At 70.4% G+C, this 21,907-nt stretch carries 23 protein-coding genes; 9 read left to right on the top strand and 14 right to left on the bottom strand.

Going from position 1 to position 21,907, the window contains the following annotated elements:
• The first annotated feature begins 48 nt into the window (after nucleotides 1-48).
• Nucleotides 49-822 carry an SDR family oxidoreductase gene (locus J7E89_RS08740; protein ID WP_214970597.1) on the top strand — a complete coding sequence of 258 codons (774 nt, stop codon included), beginning with the start codon at nucleotides 49-51 and terminating at the stop codon, nucleotides 820-822.
• Here the strand turns inward: J7E89_RS08740 and J7E89_RS08735 are convergent.
• The gene (locus J7E89_RS08735; protein ID WP_214970594.1) at nucleotides 816-2,573 is read right to left on the bottom strand and encodes a DUF2264 domain-containing protein; all 1,758 of its coding nucleotides are present in this window, start codon (nucleotides 2,571-2,573) and stop codon (nucleotides 816-818) included. The genes J7E89_RS08740 and J7E89_RS08735 overlap by 7 nt on opposite strands.
• A 145-nt stretch (nucleotides 2,574-2,718) precedes the next feature.
• Between J7E89_RS08735 and J7E89_RS08730 the strand changes: the two genes are divergently transcribed.
• From J7E89_RS08730 to J7E89_RS08705, 6 genes are all read left to right on the top strand, one after another.
• Nucleotides 2,719-3,819 carry a substrate-binding domain-containing protein gene (locus J7E89_RS08730; RefSeq protein ID WP_214970591.1) on the top strand — a complete coding sequence of 367 codons (1,101 nt, stop codon included), beginning with the start codon at nucleotides 2,719-2,721 and terminating at the stop codon, nucleotides 3,817-3,819.
• 99 nt (nucleotides 3,820-3,918) lie between these two features.
• Nucleotides 3,919-5,241, top strand: a complete 1,323-nt coding sequence (locus J7E89_RS08725; RefSeq protein WP_214970589.1) for an ABC transporter substrate-binding protein — start codon at nucleotides 3,919-3,921, stop codon at nucleotides 5,239-5,241.
• An 8-nt stretch (nucleotides 5,242-5,249) separates the two neighbouring features.
• Complete coding sequence (locus tag J7E89_RS08720) at nucleotides 5,250-6,146, top strand: carbohydrate ABC transporter permease (protein WP_214970586.1); 897 nt, start codon at nucleotides 5,250-5,252, stop codon at nucleotides 6,144-6,146.
• Nucleotides 6,143-7,006 (top strand): carbohydrate ABC transporter permease, encoded by an 864-nt coding sequence (locus J7E89_RS08715; RefSeq protein WP_214970584.1) that lies wholly within the window; start codon nucleotides 6,143-6,145, stop codon nucleotides 7,004-7,006. The genes J7E89_RS08720 and J7E89_RS08715 overlap by 4 nt, the downstream gene beginning before the upstream one ends.
• A gap of 57 nt (nucleotides 7,007-7,063) precedes the next feature.
• Nucleotides 7,064-8,092, top strand: a complete 1,029-nt coding sequence (locus tag J7E89_RS08710; protein WP_214970582.1) for a hydroxyacid dehydrogenase — start codon at nucleotides 7,064-7,066, stop codon at nucleotides 8,090-8,092.
• Between the two features lie 61 nt (nucleotides 8,093-8,153).
• The gene (locus tag J7E89_RS08705; protein WP_214970580.1) at nucleotides 8,154-8,858 is read left to right on the top strand and encodes an ester cyclase; all 705 of its coding nucleotides are present in this window, start codon (nucleotides 8,154-8,156) and stop codon (nucleotides 8,856-8,858) included.
• 77 nt (nucleotides 8,859-8,935) lie between these two features.
• Here the strand turns inward: J7E89_RS08705 and groL are convergent, their stop codons facing one another.
• The 4 genes from groL to J7E89_RS08685 form a co-directional block, all read right to left on the bottom strand.
• Entirely contained in the window at nucleotides 8,936-10,561 is a 1,626-nt protein-coding gene (gene groL, locus J7E89_RS08700) for a chaperonin GroEL (protein WP_214970578.1), read from the bottom strand.
• 93 nt (nucleotides 10,562-10,654) lie between these two features.
• On the bottom strand, nucleotides 10,655-10,963 hold the full coding sequence (gene groES, locus J7E89_RS08695) for a co-chaperone GroES (protein ID WP_138896888.1): 309 nt from the start codon (nucleotides 10,961-10,963) through the stop codon (nucleotides 10,655-10,657).
• A gap of 360 nt (nucleotides 10,964-11,323) precedes the next feature.
• On the bottom strand, nucleotides 11,324-12,193 hold the full coding sequence (locus tag J7E89_RS08690; RefSeq protein WP_308315395.1) for a polysaccharide deacetylase family protein: 870 nt from the start codon (nucleotides 12,191-12,193) through the stop codon (nucleotides 11,324-11,326).
• A complete protein-coding gene (locus J7E89_RS08685) occupies nucleotides 12,190-13,134 on the bottom strand; it encodes a polysaccharide deacetylase family protein (RefSeq protein ID WP_214970576.1) in 945 nt (314 codons plus the stop codon). Before J7E89_RS08685 ends, J7E89_RS08690 begins: the two co-directional genes overlap by 4 nt.
• Nucleotides 13,135-13,216: 82 nt before the next feature.
• Here J7E89_RS08685 and J7E89_RS08680 point away from each other — a divergent pair, with 82 nt between their 5' ends.
• Entirely contained in the window at nucleotides 13,217-14,410 is a 1,194-nt protein-coding gene (locus J7E89_RS08680; RefSeq protein WP_308315402.1) for a methyltransferase domain-containing protein, read from the top strand.
• Between the two features lie 120 nt (nucleotides 14,411-14,530).
• Here J7E89_RS08680 and J7E89_RS08675 read toward each other — a convergent pair whose 3' ends face one another.
• The 5 genes from J7E89_RS08675 to tsaB are packed head-to-tail and all read right to left on the bottom strand — an operon-like array spanning nucleotide 14,531 to nucleotide 17,750.
• Nucleotides 14,531-15,157 (bottom strand): hypothetical protein, encoded by a 627-nt coding sequence (locus tag J7E89_RS08675; RefSeq protein WP_214970574.1) that lies wholly within the window; start codon nucleotides 15,155-15,157, stop codon nucleotides 14,531-14,533.
• 44 nt (nucleotides 15,158-15,201) lie between these two features.
• On the bottom strand, nucleotides 15,202-15,468 hold the full coding sequence (locus J7E89_RS08670; RefSeq protein WP_308315394.1) for a hypothetical protein: 267 nt from the start codon (nucleotides 15,466-15,468) through the stop codon (nucleotides 15,202-15,204).
• Nucleotides 15,465-16,574: a tRNA (adenosine(37)-N6)-threonylcarbamoyltransferase complex transferase subunit TsaD gene (tsaD, locus tag J7E89_RS08665; RefSeq protein ID WP_214970572.1), complete on the bottom strand. Its 1,110-nt coding sequence runs from the start codon at nucleotides 16,572-16,574 to the stop codon at nucleotides 15,465-15,467. Before tsaD ends, J7E89_RS08670 begins: the two co-directional genes overlap by 4 nt.
• Nucleotides 16,567-17,073 carry a ribosomal protein S18-alanine N-acetyltransferase gene (rimI, locus tag J7E89_RS08660; RefSeq protein ID WP_214970749.1) on the bottom strand — a complete coding sequence of 169 codons (507 nt, stop codon included), beginning with the start codon at nucleotides 17,071-17,073 and terminating at the stop codon, nucleotides 16,567-16,569. The genes tsaD and rimI overlap by 8 nt, the downstream gene beginning before the upstream one ends.
• A gap of 17 nt (nucleotides 17,074-17,090) precedes the next feature.
• A complete protein-coding gene (gene tsaB / locus J7E89_RS08655; RefSeq protein WP_214970570.1) occupies nucleotides 17,091-17,750 on the bottom strand; it encodes a tRNA (adenosine(37)-N6)-threonylcarbamoyltransferase complex dimerization subunit type 1 TsaB in 660 nt (219 codons plus the stop codon).
• A 97-nt stretch (nucleotides 17,751-17,847) separates the two neighbouring features.
• On the opposite strand from tsaB, the gene J7E89_RS08650 reads away from it, so the two are divergent.
• Complete coding sequence (locus J7E89_RS08650) at nucleotides 17,848-18,432, top strand: hypothetical protein (protein WP_214970568.1); 585 nt, start codon at nucleotides 17,848-17,850, stop codon at nucleotides 18,430-18,432.
• A 23-nt stretch (nucleotides 18,433-18,455) separates the two neighbouring features.
• Here the strand turns inward: J7E89_RS08650 and J7E89_RS08645 are convergent, their stop codons facing one another.
• The 4 genes from J7E89_RS08645 to alr all read right to left on the bottom strand — a co-directional run bounded on the left by J7E89_RS08645 (nucleotide 18,456) and on the right by alr (nucleotide 21,633).
• Nucleotides 18,456-18,620, bottom strand: coding sequence for a hypothetical protein (locus J7E89_RS08645; RefSeq protein ID WP_214970566.1), 165 nt, complete (start codon nucleotides 18,618-18,620; stop codon nucleotides 18,456-18,458).
• A gap of 138 nt (nucleotides 18,621-18,758) precedes the next feature.
• Nucleotides 18,759-19,271 carry a tRNA (adenosine(37)-N6)-threonylcarbamoyltransferase complex ATPase subunit type 1 TsaE gene (gene tsaE, locus J7E89_RS08640; RefSeq protein ID WP_214970558.1) on the bottom strand — a complete coding sequence of 171 codons (513 nt, stop codon included), beginning with the start codon at nucleotides 19,269-19,271 and terminating at the stop codon, nucleotides 18,759-18,761.
• The gene (locus J7E89_RS08635; protein WP_214970553.1) at nucleotides 19,243-20,478 is read right to left on the bottom strand and encodes an alpha/beta fold hydrolase; all 1,236 of its coding nucleotides are present in this window, start codon (nucleotides 20,476-20,478) and stop codon (nucleotides 19,243-19,245) included. The genes tsaE and J7E89_RS08635 overlap by 29 nt, the downstream gene beginning before the upstream one ends.
• A 12-nt stretch (nucleotides 20,479-20,490) precedes the next feature.
• A complete protein-coding gene (gene alr, locus J7E89_RS08630) occupies nucleotides 20,491-21,633 on the bottom strand; it encodes an alanine racemase (RefSeq protein ID WP_214970746.1) in 1,143 nt (380 codons plus the stop codon).
• Nucleotides 21,634-21,907 lie beyond the last annotated feature (274 nt).

Below are 21,907 nucleotides of genomic sequence, written 5' to 3'. Positions count from 1 at the left end.
CAAAGCCTGGCGGGCGGGCGCGTCATGCGGGGCACTAACGTGCCCCGCATGACGACTGCACTGATTACCGGAGCTACAGCAGGCATCGGCGCCGCCTTCGCGCGGCGCCTCGCCACGGACGGGCACAACCTGGTGCTGGTGGCCCGCGACACCGAGCGGCTCCAGGAACAGGCGACGGAGCTGCACGATCTGCACGGCATCGAAGCGGAGGTGCTGACCGCGGACCTGTCGACGGACGCCGGGATCACGTCGGTCGAGGCGCGGCTGTCGGACCGCAGACATCCGGTGGATCTGCTGGTCAACAACGCGGGGTTCGGCAACAAGGGGCGCTTCCTCGAAGTGTCCATGGCCGACGAACTGACGATGCTGAAGGTGCACTGCGAGGCGGTTCTGCGGCTGACGGCGGCGGCCACCGCCGGGATGAAGGAGCGGGGGCGCGGCGGCGTCGTCAACGTCGCGTCCGTCGCCGCCTTCGTACCGCGCGGGACGTACGGAGCCTCCAAGGCGTGGGTCGTGCAGTTCACGCAGGGCGCGGCTCGGGACCTGGCGGGGAGCGGGGTGCGGCTGATGGCGCTGTGTCCCGGTTTCGTACGTACGGAATTCCATGAGCGGGCCGGGATGGGGACGGACAACATCCCGGGGTGGATGTGGCTCGACGCGGACAAGCTGGTGGCGGCGGCGATGGGTGATCTGGCGCGCGGGAAGACGGTGTCGGTGCCGGACCCGCGGTACAAGGCGCTGATGGGCGCGGTGAAGCTGGCGCCTCGTGGCCTGCTGGGAGGGATCACTTCGAAGACGGGCCGGAAGTACGGACCTCAGTGACCCAGGCTCAGCTCGGCAGTTGACCCGTCCCGCCAGGTGACCTCGATGGTGTGGCCGGTGATCCGGACGTCGGCGAGGGTGATGACGGGCGCCGGGTCGGGCTCGGCGGTGAGGGATGCCAGGGCCGCGAAGAGGGTGTCGCCCGCCGTGGTGCGGCCGTCGAGAGCGGCGGTACGGGTGCGGGCAGCGGCCAGGGTCGAGCCGGTGGGCAAGTCGCGGGCGGTGGTGTAGCCGTGGAGCGGGTGGAGCTGGGCGGTCACCCGGCCGTCGCAGGCCCAGCCGGTCTGGCGTACGGGGGTTCCCTCCGGGGCGCCGGTGACGAGGTGGGCGCGGAGTTCGGCGCGGCCGTGGACGGCGGTGGCGGACGCGACGCGGATGCCGGGGGCGGGGGTGTGCGCGGAGGCAGCCCAGCCGGGGCCGCCTGCCAGGGGGCGGGCGGGGCCGCGTTGGGTCCAGGCGCCGTCGATGCGCAGGGCGAAGTGGTTATCGGCGCTGTCGTGGGTCGGGCCCGTGCGGGTGGAGTAGGCGAAGCGGGCGTAGCCGGGGTCCTCGTCCGGGCCGACGTGGTTGCTGCCGTGGTTGTGGAGGCGTACGAGACCGTCGGCCGCCGTGGACTGGATCAGCATGTTCGGCGGGCCGAGGGTGGTGACGGCGTCCCGGGTCTCGGCGGGCAACGGCTCTTCGGGGTCGGTCCAGGCCGGGTGGCCGGCCGGTAGCAGCAGGCCGAGGAAGCCCTTGGCGGCCCAGTAGGGGGAGGCCGGGCCTGAGTAGCTCTGGATGACCGGGGCGTACGGGCCGTGCCAGCCGAGCGTCAGCAGTCCGTCGGCGCCGACCGCGCCCCGGTCGAGGAAGTAGCGCAGGGTGCCGGAGGCGAGGCGGCGGGTAGCGCCCGGGCTGAGGGGGGTGTGGCCGGTGAGTTCGCCGAGCCAGGGGGCGGCCGCGGCGGCGAAGCGGTAGGTGAGGGAGCGGCCGTACGGCATGGGGGCGCCGTTGGCGTCGAACATCCTCGTCTCGGCTTCGAGTTGGGCGTGCAGGCGCGGGCCGTAGCGGGCGAGGAGTGTTTCGTCGCCCGCGAGGTGGGCGTGCAGGACGGGATAGAAGTGCAGGGCCCAGGCGTTGTAGTGGTCGAAGGCACGGTTGGGGCCGTCGCTGTACCAGCCGTCGCCGAGGTGCCATTCCTCGATGCGGGCGAGGGAGCGGTCGATGGTGGCCCGCGGGCGGTCGGTCGCGATGCCGATGTCCTGGAGGAACCCGGCGACTGTGAGGCCGAAGAGCCACCAGTTGTTGTCGACGGGGGACGGGGCGAGGGCGGGCAGCAGCCAGTCGACGGTGCGGGCGCGGGTGCGCTCGTCGAGGGTGTCCCAGAGCCAGGGGCGGGTGAGGCGCAGGGCGAGGGCGATGGAGGCGGATTCGACGACGGCTTGGCGTACGTCGGCCATGAGCGGCCAGGACTCGGGCGCTTCCTTGGTCAACTCGCTGTCGCTCACCGGCTTTTCGGTGCCTGCGGTGAGTCCTTCGGCGTAGCGGGCGAGGTGGCCGTGCGGGTCGTGGCCTTCCGCGCCGGCGACTCGGAAGGCGGCGAGCAGGAACGTACGCGCATAGCCTTCGAGGCCGTCGGAGCGGGGCCCGGACCAACTGGGGCGGGAGCCGGGCAGGTTGATCAAGGCGCGGCGCGGGGTGGCGTGGGGGCGTACGGCCAGCAGGAGCTGGTCCGCCGTCGATTCCCATTCGTCGCGGTTCCCGAACGGCATGATGCTCCCCTGGTCGCCGGAGTCCAGGCCAGAATCTAAAACCTGGGTTGATCGAACGTCAATGGATTGCGGTTGAATGATCGAAACTCCTATCGTTCGATCACACTGGTTTCTGTGCCACACACTGCCGAGGGGGACTGCCACCGTGCGCGAGAGTGCTGCTGAACGTCACGACCGACTGCTGGGCCTGGTACGGGAACGGGGCTCTGCCCGCGTTTCGGACCTCGCCGGCCTGCTGGGGGTCTCGCCCGTCACGGTGCGCCGGGACGTGGAGGAGCTGGCCGGGCGCGGGCTGCTCGACCGGGTGCACGGGTCGGTGTCCTGGCCGCGGGAGCAGGGTGCTCCGGTCGCGGCGGTCGCGGGCCCCGGCAGCGGTCTGGTACTCGGCATGCTGGCTCCCTCCGCGACGTACTACTTCGCCGAGGTCATCCGGGGTGCGCACGAGGCCGCGGCGCGGGCCGGGGCCCGGCTGATCCTGCGGATCTCGGACTACCGCCCGGAGGAGGACCACGCGCGCGCCGAGGGCCTGCTGGCGGCGGGGGCCGAGGGGCTGCTGGTGGCGCCGGGGTGGCGGCGGCCGGGCGACCCGGCGGCGTACGGCGACTGGATCACCTCGCTGCCCGTGCCCACCGTGCTGCTGGAGCGGCAGCCGGCGGCGGGCTCGCCGCTGGACGGGCTCGACCGGGTCTGTTCGGACCACCGGCACGGGGTGCTGCTGGCCGTGCGCCACCTGATGGAGCTGGGGCACGGGGCGCCGCTGCTGATGGCCCGCGACGACTCGCCGACGGCTCTCGCGGTGCGTTCGGGGTACGCGGAGGCGCTGGGCGTGCTGGGGGTGCGGGCGCCGCGGGACGTGATCGATTCCGTACCGGCGGAGGTGCACCCGGACCGCTTCGAGGCGGCGGTGCAGGCGCTGCGGGCGGCGGTGACGTCGGGGGCGGCGACGGCGGCGCTGATCCACAACGACGTGGACGCGATCCAGGTGGTGCAGCGGCTGGCGGAGCTGGGCGTGCGGGTGCCGCGGGATCTGGCGCTGATCGCGTACGACGACGAGGTCGCGGCGCTCGCGGACACCCCGCTGACGGCGGTGGCGCCGCCGAAGCGAGAGGTGGGGCGGCATGCCACCGGGCTGCTGGTGGAACGGCTCGGGCAGGCGCGCGGCGCGGGTGGGCAGGAACCGCGGCGACACCTGACGCTGCTTCCGCAGCTGCGCGTACGGGGATCCTGCGGAGCCTCATCGATCTGATCTTTTTTCGATCAATCAATCTTTCGCTCTTGACTTCGCTCAGCGCTGGCTCAAGGATCACGGCCAACGCCAGTGTCGCCGCCCGTCAGGAGCCGTGCCGTGAGCCCACGTTGGAACAGAACGTCCCATGCCATAGTCGGCGCCGCCACCGCCCTCGCCGTTCTCACGGCCTGCGGCGGCAGCGGCGAAGAGGAGAAGAATTCCGCCGCCGACGGCAAGCCCGTCTCGATCACCTTCTGGGGCTGGGCCAAGGGCTCGAAGGAGGTGGTCGACGCCTTCAACGCCTCGCACAAGGACATCCGGGTGAAGTTCGAGGAGATCCCCTCCGGCAACGCCGGCGGCTACGCCAAGATCTCCAACGCGGTAAAGGCGGGCAACGCCCCCGACCTGGTCTCCATCGAGTACCCGATGCTCCCCGAGTTCGTCAGCCAGGGCTCGGTCCAGGACATCAGCGGCCACCTCACCGACGACGTGAAGAAGAAGTTCCTGCCGCAGGCGGTCGAGCTGACCACTCTCGGCGGCAAGAACTGGGCCGTCCCCTTCGACGCCTCGCCGCAGGCCTTCTACTACCGCAAGGACGTGTTCAAGAAGCACGGCGTCGAAGTCCCCAAGACGTGGGACGAGTTCCGCAAGGCCGCCGAAAATGTCAAGAAGGCCGACAAGAAGGCGCGCATCGGCACCTTCTTCCCCGACGACCCCACCACCTTCCAGGCAATGGCCTGGCAGGCCGGCGCCCAGTGGTTCAAGGCCGAGGGCGACACCTGGAAGGTCGACACGACCGACGCCGCGACAACGAAGGTCGCGTCGTACTGGCAGGGTCTCCTCGACGACGACCTGGTCCGCAACAACGCCTCCTTCAGCCCGGAGTGGACCAACTCCCTCAAGAGGGGCGGCACCATCGGCTACCTCGGCGCCTCCTGGGGCGCGGGTGTCCTGGCCGGCACCCTGCCCGAGCAGGGCGGCAAGTGGGCCGTCGCCCCGATGCCGTCCTGGGACGGCAAGCCGGCCAGCGGCATGCTGGGCGGCTCCACCTTCGCGGTCACCAAGGACAGCAAGAAGACCGCGGCCGCGGTCGAGTTCGCGAAGTGGATGACGACCACCGAGGCAGGCGTCAAGGCCCGGATCGCCTCCGGTACGTCGAGTGCCTTTCCGGCAGCCGCCGAACTGCGCCCGGCGGCCAAGGAGGCCTTCGACGCGACGTACTACGGCGGCCAGGACATCTACCAGGTCTTCGAGGACGCCGGCGCCTCCATCACCCCCAACTGGGCGTGGGGCCCGAGCACCGGCACCACCAACACCGTCATCAAGGACCAGTTCGGCAAGGTCACGAACGGCGGCGCGACGATCGCCGACGCGGTCAAGGCCGGGCACGACGCGACCGTCTCCGAGCTGAAGAAGCGCGGCCTGAAGGTCGAGGGCTGAGGAACAACGTGAAGGCCCGCACCCGCACCAACGCCGCCGCCGGCGTCCTGCTGACCCCCTTCTTCGTCCTCTTCACCCTGGTGATGGTGGTGCCGATCGGATACGCGGTCTGGCTGAGCCTGTTCACCGAGAAGCAGTCGGGACTGGGCTTCGGCGGAACGGAGACCGTCTTCAGCGGTCTCGACAACTACCTGGCGGCGCTGGGTGATCCGGCCTTCCGCGAGGGCTTCGTCGTACTCCTCGGGTACTGCGTCTTCTACATCCCGCTGATGATCGGCGGAGCCCTCGCACTCGCCCTGCTCCTCGACTCCACACTCGCGCACGCCCGCCGCTTCTTCCAGCTCGCGCTCTTCCTGCCGCACGCCGTACCGGGCATCATCGCCGCGCTGATCTGGGTCTATCTCTATACGCCCCAGCTCAGCCCGGTCGTCGACGCCATGGAGGCCGGCGGTATCGGCTTCGACTTCTTCGCACCCGAAGGCGCCCTCCCCTCCGTCATCAACATCGCGCTGTGGGAATGGCTCGGCTACAACATGGTGATTTTCTACGCCGCCCTCCAGGCCGTCGACCGCTCCGTACTCGAAGCGGCCACGGTGGACGGGGCGGGCGCCTGGCGCATCGCGTTCAGCATCAAGGTCCCGCTGATCCGCGCCTCGGTCGTGATGGTGGCGCTGTTCACGGTCATCGGCTCGCTGCAGCTGTTCACCGAGCCGCTGATCATCAACAAGGGCACCGGATCATCCGTCACCTCCACCTGGACGCCGAACATGTACGCGTACACCGCGGCCTTCGACCGGGGTGACTACGGACTGGCGGCCGCCGCCTCCGTACTCCTCGCGCTCACCGCCGCGCTGCTCTCCTTCGCGGTCACCCGCTTCACCGGCCGGAAGGGCAAGAAGGCATGAGCTCTCCCCACACGAACACCGCCACCAGCCGCTGGATGTCGAAGACCGCCGTCAACGGCGCGCTCGTCCTCGCCATGGTCTACATGCTTCTCCCCCTCGTCTGGCTGGTCACCGCCGCTACGAAGGACACCGGCGGACTGCTCGCCGGAAACGCCTTCTCCTTCGAGGACTTCAACCTTGGCGCGAACCTCTCCGCCCTGGCGACGTACAGCGACGGCGTCTACTTCCGCTGGTACCTCAACAGCCTTCTCTACGCGGGCGGCGGCGCCGTGGTCAGCTCGCTGATCAGCGTCGCCGCGGGCTACGCCTTCGACAAGTACCACTTCAGGGGCAAGGAGAAGCTGTTCGGCGTCGTCCTGCTCGGCGTGCTGGTCCCGACCACCGCGCTGGCCCTGCCCATGTACCTGCTCGCCAGCGAAGTAGGCATCGTCAACACCTACTGGGCCGTGCTCGTCCCCGTACTGGTCCACCCCTTCGGCGTGTACCTCGCCCGGGTCTTCAGCGCCGGCTACATCCCGAACGAGGCCCTCGAAGCCGCCCGTATCGACGGAGCCGGCGAGCTGCGCACCTTCTGGTCCATCGGTATGCGCATGATCATGCCCGGCTTCGTGACCGTCTTCCTCTTCCAGTTCACCGCGATCTGGAACAACTTCTTCCTCCCCCTGGTGATGCTCTCGGACCAGAAGCTCTTCCCGCTGAGCCTCGGCCTGTACGCGTGGAACAGCAACGCCCACGGCGAGCCGGAGTTCTACCCCCTCGTCGTCACCGGCTCACTCCTCGCCGTCGTCCCCCTGATCGTCGCCTTCGTCTCCCTCCAGCAGCACTGGAAGGCCGGGCTCACCGCCGGAAGCGTCAAGTGACCGAGTGACGCACGCCGAGCGACCGTCAAGCGACCGAAGAGGAGCCCGAGTTCCACCATGCACCACGCCACTGACAATCAGCCGTCCCTGCTTCTCGCCATGGGCCCCGGTATCGCGCAACGCCTGTTCACCGACCGCCACCGCAGCCGCCTGGCCGAGCTGGCGCGCACCGACCCGTACCTCGTCGCGCACGACCTCACCACCCCCGCGCCGCCCATCGCGACCGCCCTCGCCGAGGCCGAGGTCCTCTTCACCTGCTGGGGCGCCACCCCGCTCACCGCCGAAATCCTCGACGCCGCCCCGAACCTCCGCGCCGTCATCCACGCGGCGGGCTCCGTCAAGCACCACATCACCCAGGCCTGCTGGGACCGCGGTATCGCCGTCACCTCGGCCGCCGCCGCCAACGCCCTGCCCGTGGCCGAGTACACGCTCGCCGCGATCCTCTTCGCCGGCAAACGCGTCCTGCACTCCGCCGCCCGCTACCGCGCCCTGCGCGCCGACCACGACTGGCGCGCGGAGCTCCACAGCGCCGGAAACCACCGCCGCACCGTAGGAATCGTCGGCGCCTCGCGCATCGGCCGCCGCGTCATCGAGCTGCTCCGCCCCTTCGACCTGGACGTCCTGCTGTACGACCCGTACGTCGCCCCGCGCGAAGCCGCCGCCCTCGGCGTCGAGCTCGCGCCGCTCGACGAGCTGTGCGCCCGCAGCTCCGTCGTCTCCGTCCACGCCCCGCAGCTCCCGGCGACCCACCGCATGATCAGCACCCCCCAGCTGGCCGCGATGCCCACCGGCGCGACGCTGATCAACACCGCGCGCGGCTCCCTCATCGACGAGGCCGCGCTGCTCCCGGAGCTGGCCTCCGGCCGCCTGAGCGCCGTACTCGATGTGACAGACCCGGAACTGCCGCCCCCGGACTCGCCGTTGTACGACCTCTCGAACGTCCTCCTCACCCCCCACATCGCGGGATCACTGGGCGACGAACTCCACCGCATGGCCGACCAGTCGCTGGACGAACTGGAGCGTTACGCCGAGGGGCGCCCCTTCGCCGACCCGGTCCACCCGGCGGCCCTGCGACACTCCGCCTGACCAGGCGCAAAGCCGAATCCTCACTAAACTGGGACATATCCCATCGAGGTCAGGAGGCGGCATGAAATTCGTACAGATAATCGACTACAAGACCGAACGGTCCGAAGACATGAACCAGCTCATGGACAAGTGGGCCGAGCAGACCAAGGGCAAGAGGACCGCCACCCACAACGTCATTGGCAAGGACCGGTCGGAAGCGAACCACTACGTCGAGATAGTCGAGTTCCCGTCGTACGAGGAGGCGATGAAGAACTCCCATCTGCCGGAGACCGACAAGACCTTCCAGGAGATGGTGGCGCTCTGTGACGGGATGCCCTCGTTCACGGATCTCGACGTGGTCCGCGACGAACAGCTGAACAAGGACACCTGTCGCCGGTTCTTCCTGGAACTCTGCGGTACGGACGATCCTGCCGGCTTCAGCGAGATCTTCGCGGCCGATTACCGCGACCACGACGTCGCCAACGAGCAGGACACCCAAGGGGTCGACGGCATCCGCATGGAGGCACTCGGCTACCGCACGGCGTTCCCCGACTTCCAGTTCACCATCGAGGACCAGGTGGCCGAGGGCGACCGGGTCGCGACGCGCTGGAGCTGGCGCGGCACCAACACCGGAGAGATGCGGGGCATGCCCGCGACCGGCAACGCGGTCAGCAACGTCGGCACCACGACCTTCCGGTTCGAGGACGGCAAGATCAAGGAAGGCTGGTGGCACTGGGACGTGATGGGCATGATGCGCCAGCTCGGCATGGTCGAGCCGTCGTCGTAGCAGGCCCCGACGCAAAGGCCCTCGTTCCCACCGCTGAGCGGCGGGAACGAGGGCCTTTGTGCGACTCGCGAGCGAGGTCAGTGGCTGTGGCCGTGACCGCCGTGACCGGCGTCCGCCTCTTCCTCGGCCGGCTTCTCGACGACCAGGGTCTCGGTCGTGAGCAGCAGCGACGCGATGGACGCGGCGTTCTCCAGCGCGGAGCGGGTGACCTTGACCGGGTCGATGACGCCGGCCTTGACCAGGTCGCCGTACTCACCGGTCGCGGCGTTGAAGCCGTGGCCCTTGTCGAGCTCGCTCACCTTGGCGGTGATGACGTAGCCCTCAAGGCCGGCGTTCTCGGCGATCCAGCGCAGCGGCTCGACGACGGCGCGGCGGACGACCGCGACACCGGTCGCCTCGTCGCCGGTCTTGCCCAGGCCGCCCTCGAGCACCTTGGCGGCGTGGACCAGAGCGGAGCCACCACCGGAGACGATGCCCTCCTCGACCGCGGCGCGGGTCGCGGAGATGGCGTCCTCCAGACGGTGCTTCTTCTCCTTGAGCTCCACCTCGGTGGCGGCGCCGACCTTGATCACGCACACGCCGCCGGCCAGCTTCGCGAGGCGCTCCTGGAGCTTCTCGCGGTCCCAGTCGGAGTCCGTGGACTCGATCTCGGCCTTGATCTGGTTGACGCGGCCGGTCACCTCGGCGGAGTCGCCGCCGCCGTCGACGATCGTCGTGTCGTCCTTGGTGACGGTCACGCGGCGGGCGGAGCCCAGCACGTCGAGACCGGCCTGGTCCAGCTTGAGACCGACCTCTTCGGCGATGACAGTCGCACCGGTGAGGGTGGCGATGTCGCCGAGCATGGCCTTGCGGCGGTCACCGAAGCCGGGGGCCTTCACCGCGACGGCGTTGAAGGTGCCACGGATCTTGTTGACGACCAGGGTCGACAGGGCCTCGCCCTCGACGTCCTCGGCGATGATCAGCAGCGGCTTGGACGCGCCGGCCTGGATGACCTTCTCCAGCAGCGGCAGCAGGTCCTGGATCGAGCCGATCTTGCCCTGGTGGATCAGGATGTACGGGTCGTCGAGGACGGCCTCCATACGCTCCTGGTCGGTCACCATGTACGGCGACAGGTAGCCCTTGTCGAAGGCCATGCCCTCGGTGAAGTCGAGCTCCAGGCCGAAGGTGTTGGACTCCTCGACGGTGATGACACCGTCCTTGCCGACCTTGTCCATCGCCTCGGCGATGAGCTCGCCGACCTGCGAGTCCTGGGCGGAGAGCCCGGCCACGGCGGCGATGTCGGACTTGTCTTCGATCGGACGGGCGTTCGCGAGGAGGTCCTCGGAGATCGCCTTGACCGCGGCGTCGATGCCCTTCTTCAGGGCGGCCGGGGAAGCGCCGGCGGCGACGTTGCGCAGGCCCTCGCGGACCAGCGCCTGGGCCAGCACGGTGGCGGTGGTGGTGCCGTCACCCGCGATGTCGTTGGTCTTGGTCGCCACCTCCTTCACGAGCTGGGCACCCAGGTTCTCGTACGGGTCGTCGAGCTCGACCTCGCGGGCGATCGTGACACCGTCGTTGGTGATGGTGGGGGCGCCGAACTTCTTGTCGATGACGACGTTGCGGCCCTTGGGACCGATCGTCACCTTCACCGTGTCGGCAAGCTTGTTGACGCCGCGCTCAAGGGCGCGACGGGCGTCCTCGTCGAACTTCAGAATCTTCGCCATGGAGCTTCTCTGTCCTCTCAAACGAAATGCGCCCCGGGCCGCCCGGCTGTCGCTGGGTGCCAGGGGCGCAGATCAAAAGCAATCTTGAGTGAATTACTTCTCGATGATCGCGAGCACGTCGCGAGCCGAGAGGACGAGGTACTCCTCGCCGTTGTACTTCACCTCGGTGCCGCCGTACTTGCTGTACAGCACGACGTCGCCGACGGCCACGTCGAGCGGAAGGCGCTTGCCGTCCTCGAAGCGGCCCGGGCCCACGGCCAGGACGACGCCCTCCTGGGGCTTCTCCTTGGCGGTGTCCGGAATGACCAGGCCAGAGGCCGTGGTCTGCTCGGCGTCGAGCGGCTGGACCACAATGCGGTCCTCGAGCGGCTTGATGGCAACCTTGGAGCTGGTGGTCGTCACGGTCCGGTCTCCCCCTTCGGAGATCTCACGGGGTTAACTGATGTGGGGTGGCGACCAGGTGGATCCGTCGTCGCGGGTGCCGGACCTGCCCGTCGCTACTGTTGGCACTCACCGGTGGAGAGTGCCAACGCCGAGACTATGACGCGGTTAGCACTCGGTCAAGCGGAGTGCCAATCCGACGCCGCCGTACGTGTTGACGAACGCGCCCGTGCCGGGCCCGGCACGGGCCCGTGCCGGCCGGCTCCCGATACGGCCAACGCCCCGACGGAGCCCCAGGTTCCGTACGACACTGCGCGTAGCGACAACAGCGAGTGCAGGACCAGCGGCGGCTGAACGCCCGGCCCGGCCCCCCGCCCCGCGTCAGAGATAGTCCTCCAGCCGCGCCACCGCGAAGCCCTGCTCCTGGATCCGGCGCAGCATCCGCGACGTCATCTCGGTGATCGTCGAGCCCTTGAGCTCGCCGGGCCCCCGGAAGTGCGCGAGCACGATGTCGCCCGGCCGCAACCGGTCGCCGTGCGCGTACCGCAGGTCGTTGATCTGCATCGACGCCGCCCACAGCACCACCGCCTCGGCCCCGCAGTCGCCCGCCGCCCGCAGCGTCTGGTTGTTGTACGCCCCGTACGGCGGCCGGAAGAGCCGCGGCCGCGCGCCGAAGCGGGCCTCCAGGCGGTCCTGCTGGCCGCAGATCTGGGCGCGCTGTCCGGTGTACGGGAGACCGGGCAGGTAGACGTGGCCGACCGCGTGGTTCTGCACCGTACTGAGGCCGCCGCCGGCCCGCCTCAGCCGGTCGAAGTGGTCGTACCCGGGCGAGGCCACGCTGTCCGTCAGAAACATGCTGATCGGCAGCTTGAGCTCGTCGACCATCCGTACAAACTCCGGATCACGCTCAGCACCATCGTCAAAGGTAAGAAAGACGACCCTGTCGCGGGTCGGTACTCGGTCCACCACAAAAGGCCGGGCCGGCTTACGGACCGGAGGCGCCGGCGCCGGACGGAGCGGCTCCCGCAGTCCCCATCGCGCGTACGCCCCGGCTCGCGGGGCCGGTGCGCCGTGCGCCCCGGTGGCCGCGGGCCCGGCGGCCCCCGCCGCCCCCGCCCCCGCCTTCGGTGCGACGCTGCGCACCGCCTTCCTCCCGAGTCGCTCGATCGGGTCCACGGACTGCGCGCAGCCGGTGAGCGCGAGCGCACCGGCCGCCAGCAGTCCGGCCAGCAGCCGGTGCGCGCGCCTCACAGGTAGTCCTCCAGCCTGGCGACGGCGTAACCCTTGGCAGTGACCGTCTTCATGACCCGCCGGATCATGTCCGGCATGGTGCCCTTCCACTGCTCCCTGCCGCGGAAGTGCGTGAGGATGATGTCGCCGGGATGCAGGTCGCGGTCCCACTCGCGCCATTCCATCCGGTCGGGGAACGCCTCGGCGGCCCACAGCGGCACGGCCTTGATGCCGCAGGAGCGGGCGGCGCGCAGGGTGTCGGCGTTGTACGCCCCGTACGGCGGCCTGAAGAGCCGGGGCCGCTTGCCGTACCGCTTCTGGATGATGGTCTGCATTCCGCAGATCTCGCGCTTCTGCCGGGCATAGGAAAGGCCGGGCATGTAGCGGTGATTGAGGGTGTGGTTGTGCAGGGATACGCCGCGCGCCTGCATCCGCTCGAAATAGCCGTAGTTCTCACGCACCAGGTAGTTGCTGAGGAACGCGCTGTAGGGGACGCCCAGCTCGGTCATCATCCGCAGCAGCTTCGGATCCTTCTCCACGCCGTCGTCGATCGTCAGGAAGACGACCCGTTCGTCGACCGGGACGGTGGTGAAGACGGGCGGCAGTCCGCGCCCCGCTTCGAAGCCCTTGCGTGTGGTGATCTCCGGCTTCACGGCGGGTGGCGGGGGTGCGGCGAGCGGCGCCTGTGCGAGCCCCCACTTCTTGGCGGCGGCGACGCGCACGGTCTGGGCGCGCCGCAGCCGTTCGGCGTACCCGGCCAGATCCCGGGCCGGCCCCTGCCGGTACGCCTGCTCCTGGCCGGCGGCGGGTGCGGCGGCCCGCGGCCCGCCCGGCTCCGGCGTGTCAACGGGCTCGGTGGCGCATGCGGAGCCGATCGCGGCGACAAGGAGAACGGCCATGACCATACGGACCTGCCTGCCCCCCTTCCCAGTCATTTCTTCCTTTTGTCGTACTAGTTGCATGGCGATGGATCCTGTCAGCGCACGACACCGTCGGCGGGGCGACACCGCGAGCGGGCGCACACGGTCCCCCGGCTGGCCCACAATTGACCGCGTGAACGACACCCCTGACGCCGTGGAATCCTTCGCCGCCCTGCGCACCGAAGAGGGCCGCGCCCTCCTCGCCGCGCTCCGCGACCACAACCCCGCGGACGAGCTGGCGACCGCGACGCGGCTGCGCCGCGACCACCCCGCCGCGCTGGTCTCGACGGCGCTCGGGCAGGCCCGGCTGCGACAGCGGGCGGTGGCGAAGTTCGGCTCCGAGGACGCGTACCGGATGTTCTTCACCCCGAACGGCGTCGAGCAGGCCACCCGCACGACGGTGGCGACGTACCGCGCAGGGCGCTTCGCCACACTCGGCGTACGGAGCGTGGCGGACCTGTGCTGCGGCATCGGCGGCGACGCGATCGCGCTGGCCCGCGCGGGGATCTCGGTCCTGGCGGTCGACCGCGACCCGCTCACGGTGGAGGTGGCGCGCGCGAACGCGGAGGAGCTGGGCCTGGCCTCGCTCATCGAGGTCCGCTGCGCCGACGTAACGACCATCGACACGTCCCCGTACGACGCGGTCTTCGTCGACCCGGCGCGACGCGGCGGCCGCGGCCGGATCTTCGACCCGCAGGCGTACTCCCCGCCGCTCTCCTGGGCGATCGAGGCTGCCCGTACGTCCGCACACGCCGCACTCAAGATCGCACCGGGTGTTCCGCACGAGGCGGTCCCGGACGACGCCGAAGCGGAGTGGATCTCGGACGGCGGCGACGTGAAGGAGGCGGTGTTCTGGTTCGGCACGGCCCCGAAGGCGATCCGGGCCACCCTGCTCCCCGGCGCGCACAGCCTTCTCGGCACCGGCCTGCCGGACCCGGAGCCCGGCAAGGTCGGCCGCTACCTGTACGAGCCGGACGGCGCGGTGATCCGCTCGCATCTGGTGGCGGAGGTGGCGCGGCAGGTGGGCGGCCGCCTGATCGACGAGACGATCGCGTACGTGACGGCGGACGAACTCCACCCCACTCCGTACGCCACCGCCTACGAGATCACCGACCAGCTGCCGTTCAGCCTGAAGAAGCTGAAGGCGCTGCTGCGGGAGCGGGGGGTGGGCGTACTGACGGTGAAGAAGCGCGGCTCGGCGATCGAGCCGGAGGAGCTCCGCCGCAAGATGAAACTGTCCGGCCCGAGTTCAGCAACGGTCTTCCTCACGAGAGTCGCGGGTGCCCCGACGGTCCTGATCGGCCACCCAGCACCGTGACCCTTCGGGGCTTTCCCCTGACCCGCCCGGAGGGCGTCCGGGGGTCTGGGGGCTTGCCCCCAGCTTCGGGAAGGGGCGGGTTGGGGAACAGCCCCGCAGGCCCGTACCCCCTAAGCACCCTTACCCCACCGCCCGCACAGCCCACCGAAAGTGCCCCACCGCCTTCGCCGCACATATCAGCCCGGCCACCCACAAAATGACCCCGAGCCCGATAAAGAACACCGCGTCCACGTACGTCTCAGAACCCGGCCGCGCCCGCACCGCGAACCCCAGCGACGACCACAGCCCCAGCCCGCACACCACCACCGCCGACAGCACCCACGCCAGGCTGAGCCCGGGTACCCGCCACGGCGCGGCGGAAGAAGCGGAAGAACCGTGGCCGCGGCCCAAGTCCGCCCAGGCCACCACGAGCTGACGGATCGCACGGTCACGCCGCACGCCCAGCCCGATGAAGATCCAGCACGCCACAACGCCCGCCAGACCAACCGCTCCGAACGCCGCGCCGAAGACCGCGGTGAGCGGGTCGCCCGGCCCCTCGAACGCCTGAAGGGCCAGCCCGACGATCCCCCACCCGAGCGCGGCGCCCCCCACCAGCAGCCAGAACCGCGCCAGCCGCCCGGCTCCGAGGTCGCGCGCGATCAGCTCGTCCATGGCCCGGGCCCGGTCGGCGAGCATCGCCTCCGGTCCGGGCCAGGCCCGTATGTGCTCGGGCGGCGGGGGCGGCGGAAGCGGCGTACGGCGAGACATGCGCACGACACTACCCACGCCTGATCCACCGCCGTCAGCCGCCGTCAGCCGCCGTCGACCGACTCGAAACGCCAGCGATGAACCGCCCGCGTAATCAACCCCGGCTCGGGCTCCGGCAGTTCCGGCAGGCCGGCGTCGTCGTACCCCGCGTCCCACCACGTCATCACGAGCACCCGGTCCTGCGGCGCCCGCAAGATCTCCCTGCGCACCGGCTCGACCGCCAGGACAGCCGCCTGCGCCCGGGCCCACTCCAGCAGCTCCGCGCCCCGCCCCTCGACGGCGCGGGCCTCCCACATCAGCACGACGCTCACGAGTAGAGATTGTCCTTGCTGATCTCATGCACGTGATCGTGATCGTGGCCAGGACCCCGCACCGCACCCGGTACGTGCGGCTCAGTCACCGGCAGCGACGAATCCGCCGACAGATCCCAGTCCGACGCCGCCCGCCCCCGCGCCACCATCTCCGCGCCGAGCGCCGCCACCATCGCCCCGTTGTCCGTACACAGCCCCGGCCGCGGCACCCGCAGCTGAATGCCGGCCCGCTCGCACCGCTCCGCCGCCAGCGCCCGCAGCCGCGAGTTGGCCGCCACGCCGCCGCCGATCATCAGGTGGTCGACGCCCTCGTCCTTGCAGGCCCGCACCGCCTTGCGCGTCAGTACGTCGACGACCGCCTCCTGGAACGACGCCGCCACATCCCGCACCGGCACCTCCTCGCCCGCACTGCGCTTGGCCTCGATCCACCGCGCCACCGACGTCTTCAGCCCCGAGAAGGAGAAGTCGTACGCCGCGTCGCGCGGCCCGGTCAGACCGCGCGGGAACGCGATCGCCTTCGGATCGCCCTCCTTCGCGAGCCGGTCGATGACCGGGCCACCCGGAAAGCCGAGATTCAGCACCCGGGCGATCTTGTCGAACGCCTCGCCCGCCGCGTCGTCGATGGTCGCGCCCATCGGCCGTACGTCGCTCGTGATGTCGGGGGCGAGCAGCAGCGACGAGTGCCCGCCGCTCACCAGCAGCGCCATCGTCGGCTCGGGCAGCGGACCGTGCTCCAGCTGGTCGACGCAGATGTGCGAGGCCAGGTGGTTCACGCCGTACAACGGCTTCCCGAGCGCGTACGCGTAAGCCTTGGCCGCGGACACGCCCACCAGCAGCGCACCCGTCAGCCCCGGACCCGCCGTAACCGCGATGCCGTCCAGATCCGAAGCGGCGACCCCCGCCTCCTTCAGCGCGCGCTCGATCGTCGGAACCATCGCCTCCAGGTGCGCGCGCGAGGCGACCTCCGGCACCACACCGCCGAAGCGGGCGTGTTCGTCGACGCTCGACGCGATCGCGTCGGCGAGCAGGGTCGTACCGCGGACGATGCCGACGCCGGTCTCGTCGCAGGAGGTTTCGATGCCGAGGACGAGCGGTTCGTCAGCCATGGTGAATCCCGGTTTCTTGTTCTTGTACTTGTACGGAGGTCGCGGGATCTGCCGGGTCGGTCGTCGTCGTCAGCCGCATCACGAGCGCGTCGATATTGCCGGGCTGGTAGTAGCCGCGCCGGAAGCCGATCGGCTCGAAGCCGAACCTCTCGTACAGCTTCTGCGCCCGCGTGTTGTCGACGCGCACTTCGAGAAGCACCTCGGAGCATTCGAAGGCGCTCGCGTGCCCCAGCAGATCGGTGAGCAGCCGGGACCCGAGTCCGGTCCCCCACTGATCACGGGCGGCTGCGATGGTCTGTACGTCGCCGAGCCCTCCGGCGGCGGCAAGCCCGGCGTACCCGACGAGCCTGCCGTCCTCCTCGGCCACCGCATACCGGCGGGTGGCCTGCGGCCCGCGCGCGTGGGCGAGTTCGGACCAGAACATCCCGGGCGACCAGGCGTCCTCGGGGAACAGCTCCCGCTCAAGCTCGAGCACCGGATCGATGTCCCACCAGCGCATTTCTCTCAGCACCGCGGTCACTTCGGGGTGACCACCTTGTAGTTCTTCGGGACCTGCGCGTCGGGCCGGCGCAGATACAGCGGCAGCGGCGCCAGAAAGCCGTCGGACTCCCCCGCCGCGAGCTTTTCGGCGGCCAGCGACGCCAGCGCGCCCGCCGACTGGTGCTCGGGTCCACGCGCGTCGGGGAACTCGCCGGGGTAAAGGAGAGCCCCGGAGCCGACGACCGGCAGGTCCGCGAGCTGCTCGGCGATGTCGGCGGGCCGGTCGACGGCGGGCTCGGAGACCCGCGTACGGGCATCGGCGTACCGCGCCCAGTAGACCTCCTTGCGCCGTGCGTCGGTCGCCACGGCGAAGGGCCCGGTGAGCCCGGCCGCGTAGGCCAGCCCGTCCAGGGTGCACAGCCCGTGGACGGGCACCCCGAGCACGAGGCCGAAGGTCTCGGCCGTCGCCAGCCCGACGCGCAGTCCGGTGTACGGACCGGGGCCGACGCCCACGACGACCCCCGTCACGGCGTCGAGTTTCAGACCGGCTTCGGCGAGGACCCGGTCGACGGTGGGGAGCAGCAGCTCCCCGTGACGGCGTGCGTCGACCTGGCCGGCCTCGGCGACGACGGAATCACCGTCGTGGAGGGCGACGGTGACGGCTGGAGTTGCGGTATCAACGGCGAGCAGGAGCACACAAACAGCCTACGGCCCGCGCACGGGGAGCACGGCGTCCCCCGTCCCTACCGGCCCCTGCTGCTACCGTCACCACAAATACGCGCGCAGCACGAACATGAGGTGGAGCAAGGTGGCAAGGAGCAGCTCGGGAATCGTGGCCGGGCTCACCGCGGCAGCCGTGGCGGCGGTCGCTTTCCTCGCCTACCAGGCGTCGGCGAGCGCCCCCTCCGCCGCGCAGCTCGCCGAACCACCCACCGGCAAGACCCCCGCGGCGCACGCCTCGCAGCCGCCCAAGGGACCGGCCAAGGTGAAGGACGTATTCGCGGTGCCGGCCCAGTCGGGCACGGGCACGCGCGTCGTCTACTCGCTGGCCGAGCGGCGGGTGTGGCTGGTGAACGGCAAGGGCAAGGCCACCAGGACGTTCAAGGTCGTGCCGAGCACGGTCAGCCCGCCGCCGGGAACGTACGCGGTGGGCTCACGCTCGGGAATCATCACCGGCTCCGACGGGGTGCAGGTCGAACACGTCGTACGGTTCCTGACCTTCGAGGGCGTCCCGATCGGTTTCAGCGCCGCGGTCGACGGCTCGATGCCGAGCCCGGACCCGAAGAGCAAGACCGGCGGCGTACGCATGCTGCGCGCCGACGGCGACGCGATGTGGAGCTTCGCGACGGTCGGCGTGAAGGTCGTCGTCGTCCCGTAAATACGCTCGTAAGGACTACAGGCCTACGCGGCGTCGCGCTGTTCCCCGACAGGCACCTCAGCCACCTCGTGTTCCTGCGGCTGCTGCTGCTCCCGCGGCGGTGTGGAGACCGCCGTGGCCGCCGCGCACGAGGCCAGTAGGTCGCGCATGGAGACAGGCTCGGGCGCGTCGCGTTCTGAAGCCGGCATGGATGCCTCCTGGGCTCCGGTTGAGCAGGCGTGGTTAGGTAGACCTAACCAGGTCTCGGTATCCATGTGACCACGCCCGGCCGCACCGGCGCAACATCTTGCCGACGTCTTGTCGGAACGTACGGACGCCAGGCTCCGTCAAGCACCCAGCGCGGCCAGGTCCTCGCCGGCCCACCGCGCACCGATACCGCGCACCGTCACCTCGCGCACGTCGTCGTCGGCGTTCCCGACCGCCCGGTGGATGACCACGTGCAGCCGGTCGTCGGACAGCTCCTCGACCTTCCCGTCACCCCACTCCACCACCACGACGGAGTCGGGCAGCGAGACATCAAGATCGAGATCTTCCATCTCGTCGAGCCCGCCGCCCAGCCGGTACGCGTCGACGTGCACCAGCGCCGGACCGCCGGTCAGCGAGGGATGGACGCGCGCGATGACGAATGTCGGCGACGTCACGGCGCCGCGCACCCCGAGCCCTTCGCCGAGCCCACGCGTCAGCGTCGTCTTGCCCGCGCCGAGCTCGCCGGTGAGCATCACGAGATCGCCGGGCCGCAGCACTTTGGCGAGCCGGCGCCCGAACTCCTGCATCAATTCGGGCGAGTGAACAGTAAGAACGGCGGTGACATCAGCCGCCGGGCTGTGCGGTGCTTCCATACGTCCCAACGTTAGCGGCTGCCGGTACTGCGCCCACCCGCGCCAGCAGGTCCGCGAGCCGGTCGGTGACCACCTCGGGGTGCTCCAGCATGACCAGGTGCCCGGCGTCGGGGACTATCACCAGCTCGGCGTCCGGCAGCAGATCCGCGATGCCCTCGCTGTGCTCGCTGGGCGTCACCAGGTCCTTGTCGCCCGCGAGCACCAGCACCGGCACCTCGGCGAAGATCTCCAGCGCGTCCGCCTTGTCGTGATTGGTGAACGCCGGATAGAACTCGGCGACCACGTCGATCGGGGTCCCCTCGATCAGCCGCTCCGCGAACCGCGCCACGGCCGGATCGACATCCTTCGAGCCGAACGAATAACGCTTGATGAGCCCGGCGAACAGATCCGCCGTCGCCCGCCGCCCGCGCTCGACGATCTCCGCCTGCGTACCGAGGGCGCGCAGCACGCGCGGCAGGACACGGCGTACGGCGTTCACACCGGCGACCGGCAGCCCGAAATTGACCTCGCCGAGGTTCCCCGACGACGTACCGACGAAAACAGCACCGACCACACGCTCGCGGACGATCTCAGGAAACTGATCCGCCAGCGCCATCATCGTCATGCCGCCCATGGAGTGCCCCACCAGCACCAGCGGTCCCTCGGGCGCGGCAGCGTCGATGACGGCCTTCAAGTCGCGCCCCAGCTGCTCAATATCGACAGCGACACCACGCGCCTGTGCCGCACCGCGCCCCGAACGCCCGTGGCTGCGCTGGTCCCAGTGAACGGTCCGCACGACACCCCACAGCGCGGCCCGCTGAAAATGCCAGGAGTCCTGACTCAGGCAGAAGCCGTGGCTGAACACAACAGTCACAGGAGCCGGAGTCTTACGCCCGAAGAGCCGGCGCCGTCGCGGCCCCGACGAGGTGCCGTCCGCCTCCACCTCGTCCACTTCGTAGTAGATCCCGGTCCCGTCGTCCGCCGGGGCCCGCCCCGGCATCCCGCGCAGAGCGCCGTACGGACCCGAGGCATCCAGCGCGAGCCGTGCCTTCTTTCGCATGCCGCGGCCGACCGTCAGCCGCTCGAGGGCAACACCGGCAGCGGCGCCCGCCGCGACCACACCTATCGCGGCGCCGGCCACACCCGCCCGCCGCCAGTTGCCGTTGGCGGCGGCGGTCGCGGCCTCCGCCGCCACCTCCACCACGCCGGGCGCGCTGCTCTCGCTCACGGTGCCGCTCTCCTAGCTTTCGGGGGCCTCATTCACATAGACGCGCGGTACCCGCGATCCGATGCGGGTGACAATTTCGTACGCGATGGTGCCCGCGGCCTGGGCCCAGTCCTCGGCGGTCGGTTCCCCCCGGTCGCCAGGACCGAACAGCAGAGCCTCGTCCCCCGGCTCCACCACATCGGTGCCGAGGTCGACCACGAACTGGTCCATGGCGACCCGCCCGGCGACCCGACGCCACTTGCCTCCGACGAGCACGGGCCCGCTACCGGACGCGTGCCGCGGAATCCCGTCGGCGTACCCGACCGGGATGAGCCCGAGGTTGGTCTCCTCCCGCGTCACATAGTGATGCCCATAACTGACGCCGTGCCCCTCCGGCACCCGCTTGACCAGCGCCACAGAGGCAGCGAGCGTCATCACGGGCCGCAGCCCGAAGTCCGCGGGCGTGCCGAGCTCGGGGCTCGGCGAGACGCCGTACATGGCGATGCCGGTCCGTACGAGATCGAAATGCGTCCCGGGCAGGGTCAGCGTCGCGGGCGAGTTGGCGATGTGCCGCACTTCCGGCTCGGCACCGGCCTTCTCGGCGTGCTCCACCAGATCGCGGAAGACAGCCAGCTGGACATCGATCGACGGATGCCCCGGCTCGTCCGCACAAGCGAAATGCGACCAGAGCCCGGTAACCCTGACAGCGTCCCGGACCTCCAGGGCACGCCGCACCAGCTCAGGCCAGTCGGCCGGCTGGCACCCATTGCGCCCGAGCCCGGTGTCGGCCTTGAGCTGTACGCGCGCCACTCGCCCCGCCGCACGCGCCGCCTCAACCACTTCCTCCAGCGCCCACATCCCGCTCACGGATACGTCGATACCCGCCTCGACCGCCTCGCGCCAAGGCCCGCCGGGGGTCCACAGCCAGCACATCAGCGGCCCGTCGAACCCGGCGGCGCGCAGCGCCAGCGCCTCTTCGGGGGTCGCGGTCCCCAGCCAGGTCGCCCCGGCGTCGAGGGCCGCGCGGGCACAGCGCACGGCGCCGTGGCCGTACGCGTCCGACTTCACCACGGCCATCAACTCGGCACCCGCCGCGCGAGCACGCAAAGCCCGCACGTTGGCCCGCAGGGCCGCCAGGTCGATCTCGGCGCGGGCTCGCATGGGGGTATGAGTCATCGCGGTCATCGCGCCAAGTGTCTCAGAGCCCTACGACACCCTCGGCGCACCTCACTCCCCCGGCGCAGCCACACCCTTCCCACCCCCCGCCGGGAAAGACGACAAGACCACAGGAGAGCCACGACTCTCGTTCCCCACCGGCCGGCAGGGGAGCCACGACGCGAGGGGGCGGGACGCGCAGGGGGTGCCGTTCGGGACGTAGAGCGTGATTTGTGGGCAGGACGCGGGCTTCGCGGAAGGCACCGCTTCGCGCCTAAATCATGCAGTCCCGAAC

Source organism: Streptomyces sp. ISL-100, from assembly GCF_018614615.1.
Taxonomy (GTDB): Bacteria; Actinomycetota; Actinomycetes; order Streptomycetales; family Streptomycetaceae; genus Streptomyces.
The sequence above is the reverse complement of the archived record's forward strand: the minus strand, read 5'-3'. Positions and strand labels throughout refer to the sequence as shown.

Excerpts from the sequence above, each read along its gene's own strand:
- rimI (WP_214970749.1), bottom strand. The coding sequence starts at position 17,073 with ATGCGCTGGTGGGACATCGATCCGGTGCTCGAGCTTGAGCGGGAGCTG.
- J7E89_RS08675 (WP_214970574.1), bottom strand. The coding sequence starts at position 15,157 with ATGTCTCGCCGTACGCCGCTTCCGCCGCCCCCGCCGCCCGAGCACATA.
- J7E89_RS08645 (WP_214970566.1), bottom strand. The coding sequence starts at position 18,620 with ATGCCGGCTTCAGAACGCGACGCGCCCGAGCCTGTCTCCATGCGCGAC.
- J7E89_RS08740 (WP_214970597.1), top strand. The coding sequence starts at position 49 with ATGACGACTGCACTGATTACCGGAGCTACAGCAGGCATCGGCGCCGCC.
- groL (WP_214970578.1), bottom strand. The coding sequence starts at position 10,561 with ATGGCGAAGATTCTGAAGTTCGACGAGGACGCCCGTCGCGCCCTTGAG.
- J7E89_RS08735 (WP_214970594.1), bottom strand. The coding sequence starts at position 2,573 with ATGCCGTTCGGGAACCGCGACGAATGGGAATCGACGGCGGACCAGCTC.
- J7E89_RS08685 (WP_214970576.1), bottom strand. The coding sequence starts at position 13,134 with ATGCAACTAGTACGACAAAAGGAAGAAATGACTGGGAAGGGGGGCAGG.
- tsaE (WP_214970558.1), bottom strand. The coding sequence starts at position 19,271 with ATGGAAGCACCGCACAGCCCGGCGGCTGATGTCACCGCCGTTCTTACT.
- alr (WP_214970746.1), bottom strand. The coding sequence starts at position 21,633 with ATGACTCATACCCCCATGCGAGCCCGCGCCGAGATCGACCTGGCGGCC.
- J7E89_RS08705 (WP_214970580.1), top strand. The coding sequence starts at position 8,154 with ATGAAATTCGTACAGATAATCGACTACAAGACCGAACGGTCCGAAGAC.
- tsaD (WP_214970572.1), bottom strand. The coding sequence starts at position 16,574 with ATGGCTGACGAACCGCTCGTCCTCGGCATCGAAACCTCCTGCGACGAG.
- J7E89_RS08710 (WP_214970582.1), top strand. The coding sequence starts at position 7,064 with ATGCACCACGCCACTGACAATCAGCCGTCCCTGCTTCTCGCCATGGGC.
- J7E89_RS08715 (WP_214970584.1), top strand. The coding sequence starts at position 6,143 with ATGAGCTCTCCCCACACGAACACCGCCACCAGCCGCTGGATGTCGAAG.
- J7E89_RS08650 (WP_214970568.1), top strand. The coding sequence starts at position 17,848 with ATGAGGTGGAGCAAGGTGGCAAGGAGCAGCTCGGGAATCGTGGCCGGG.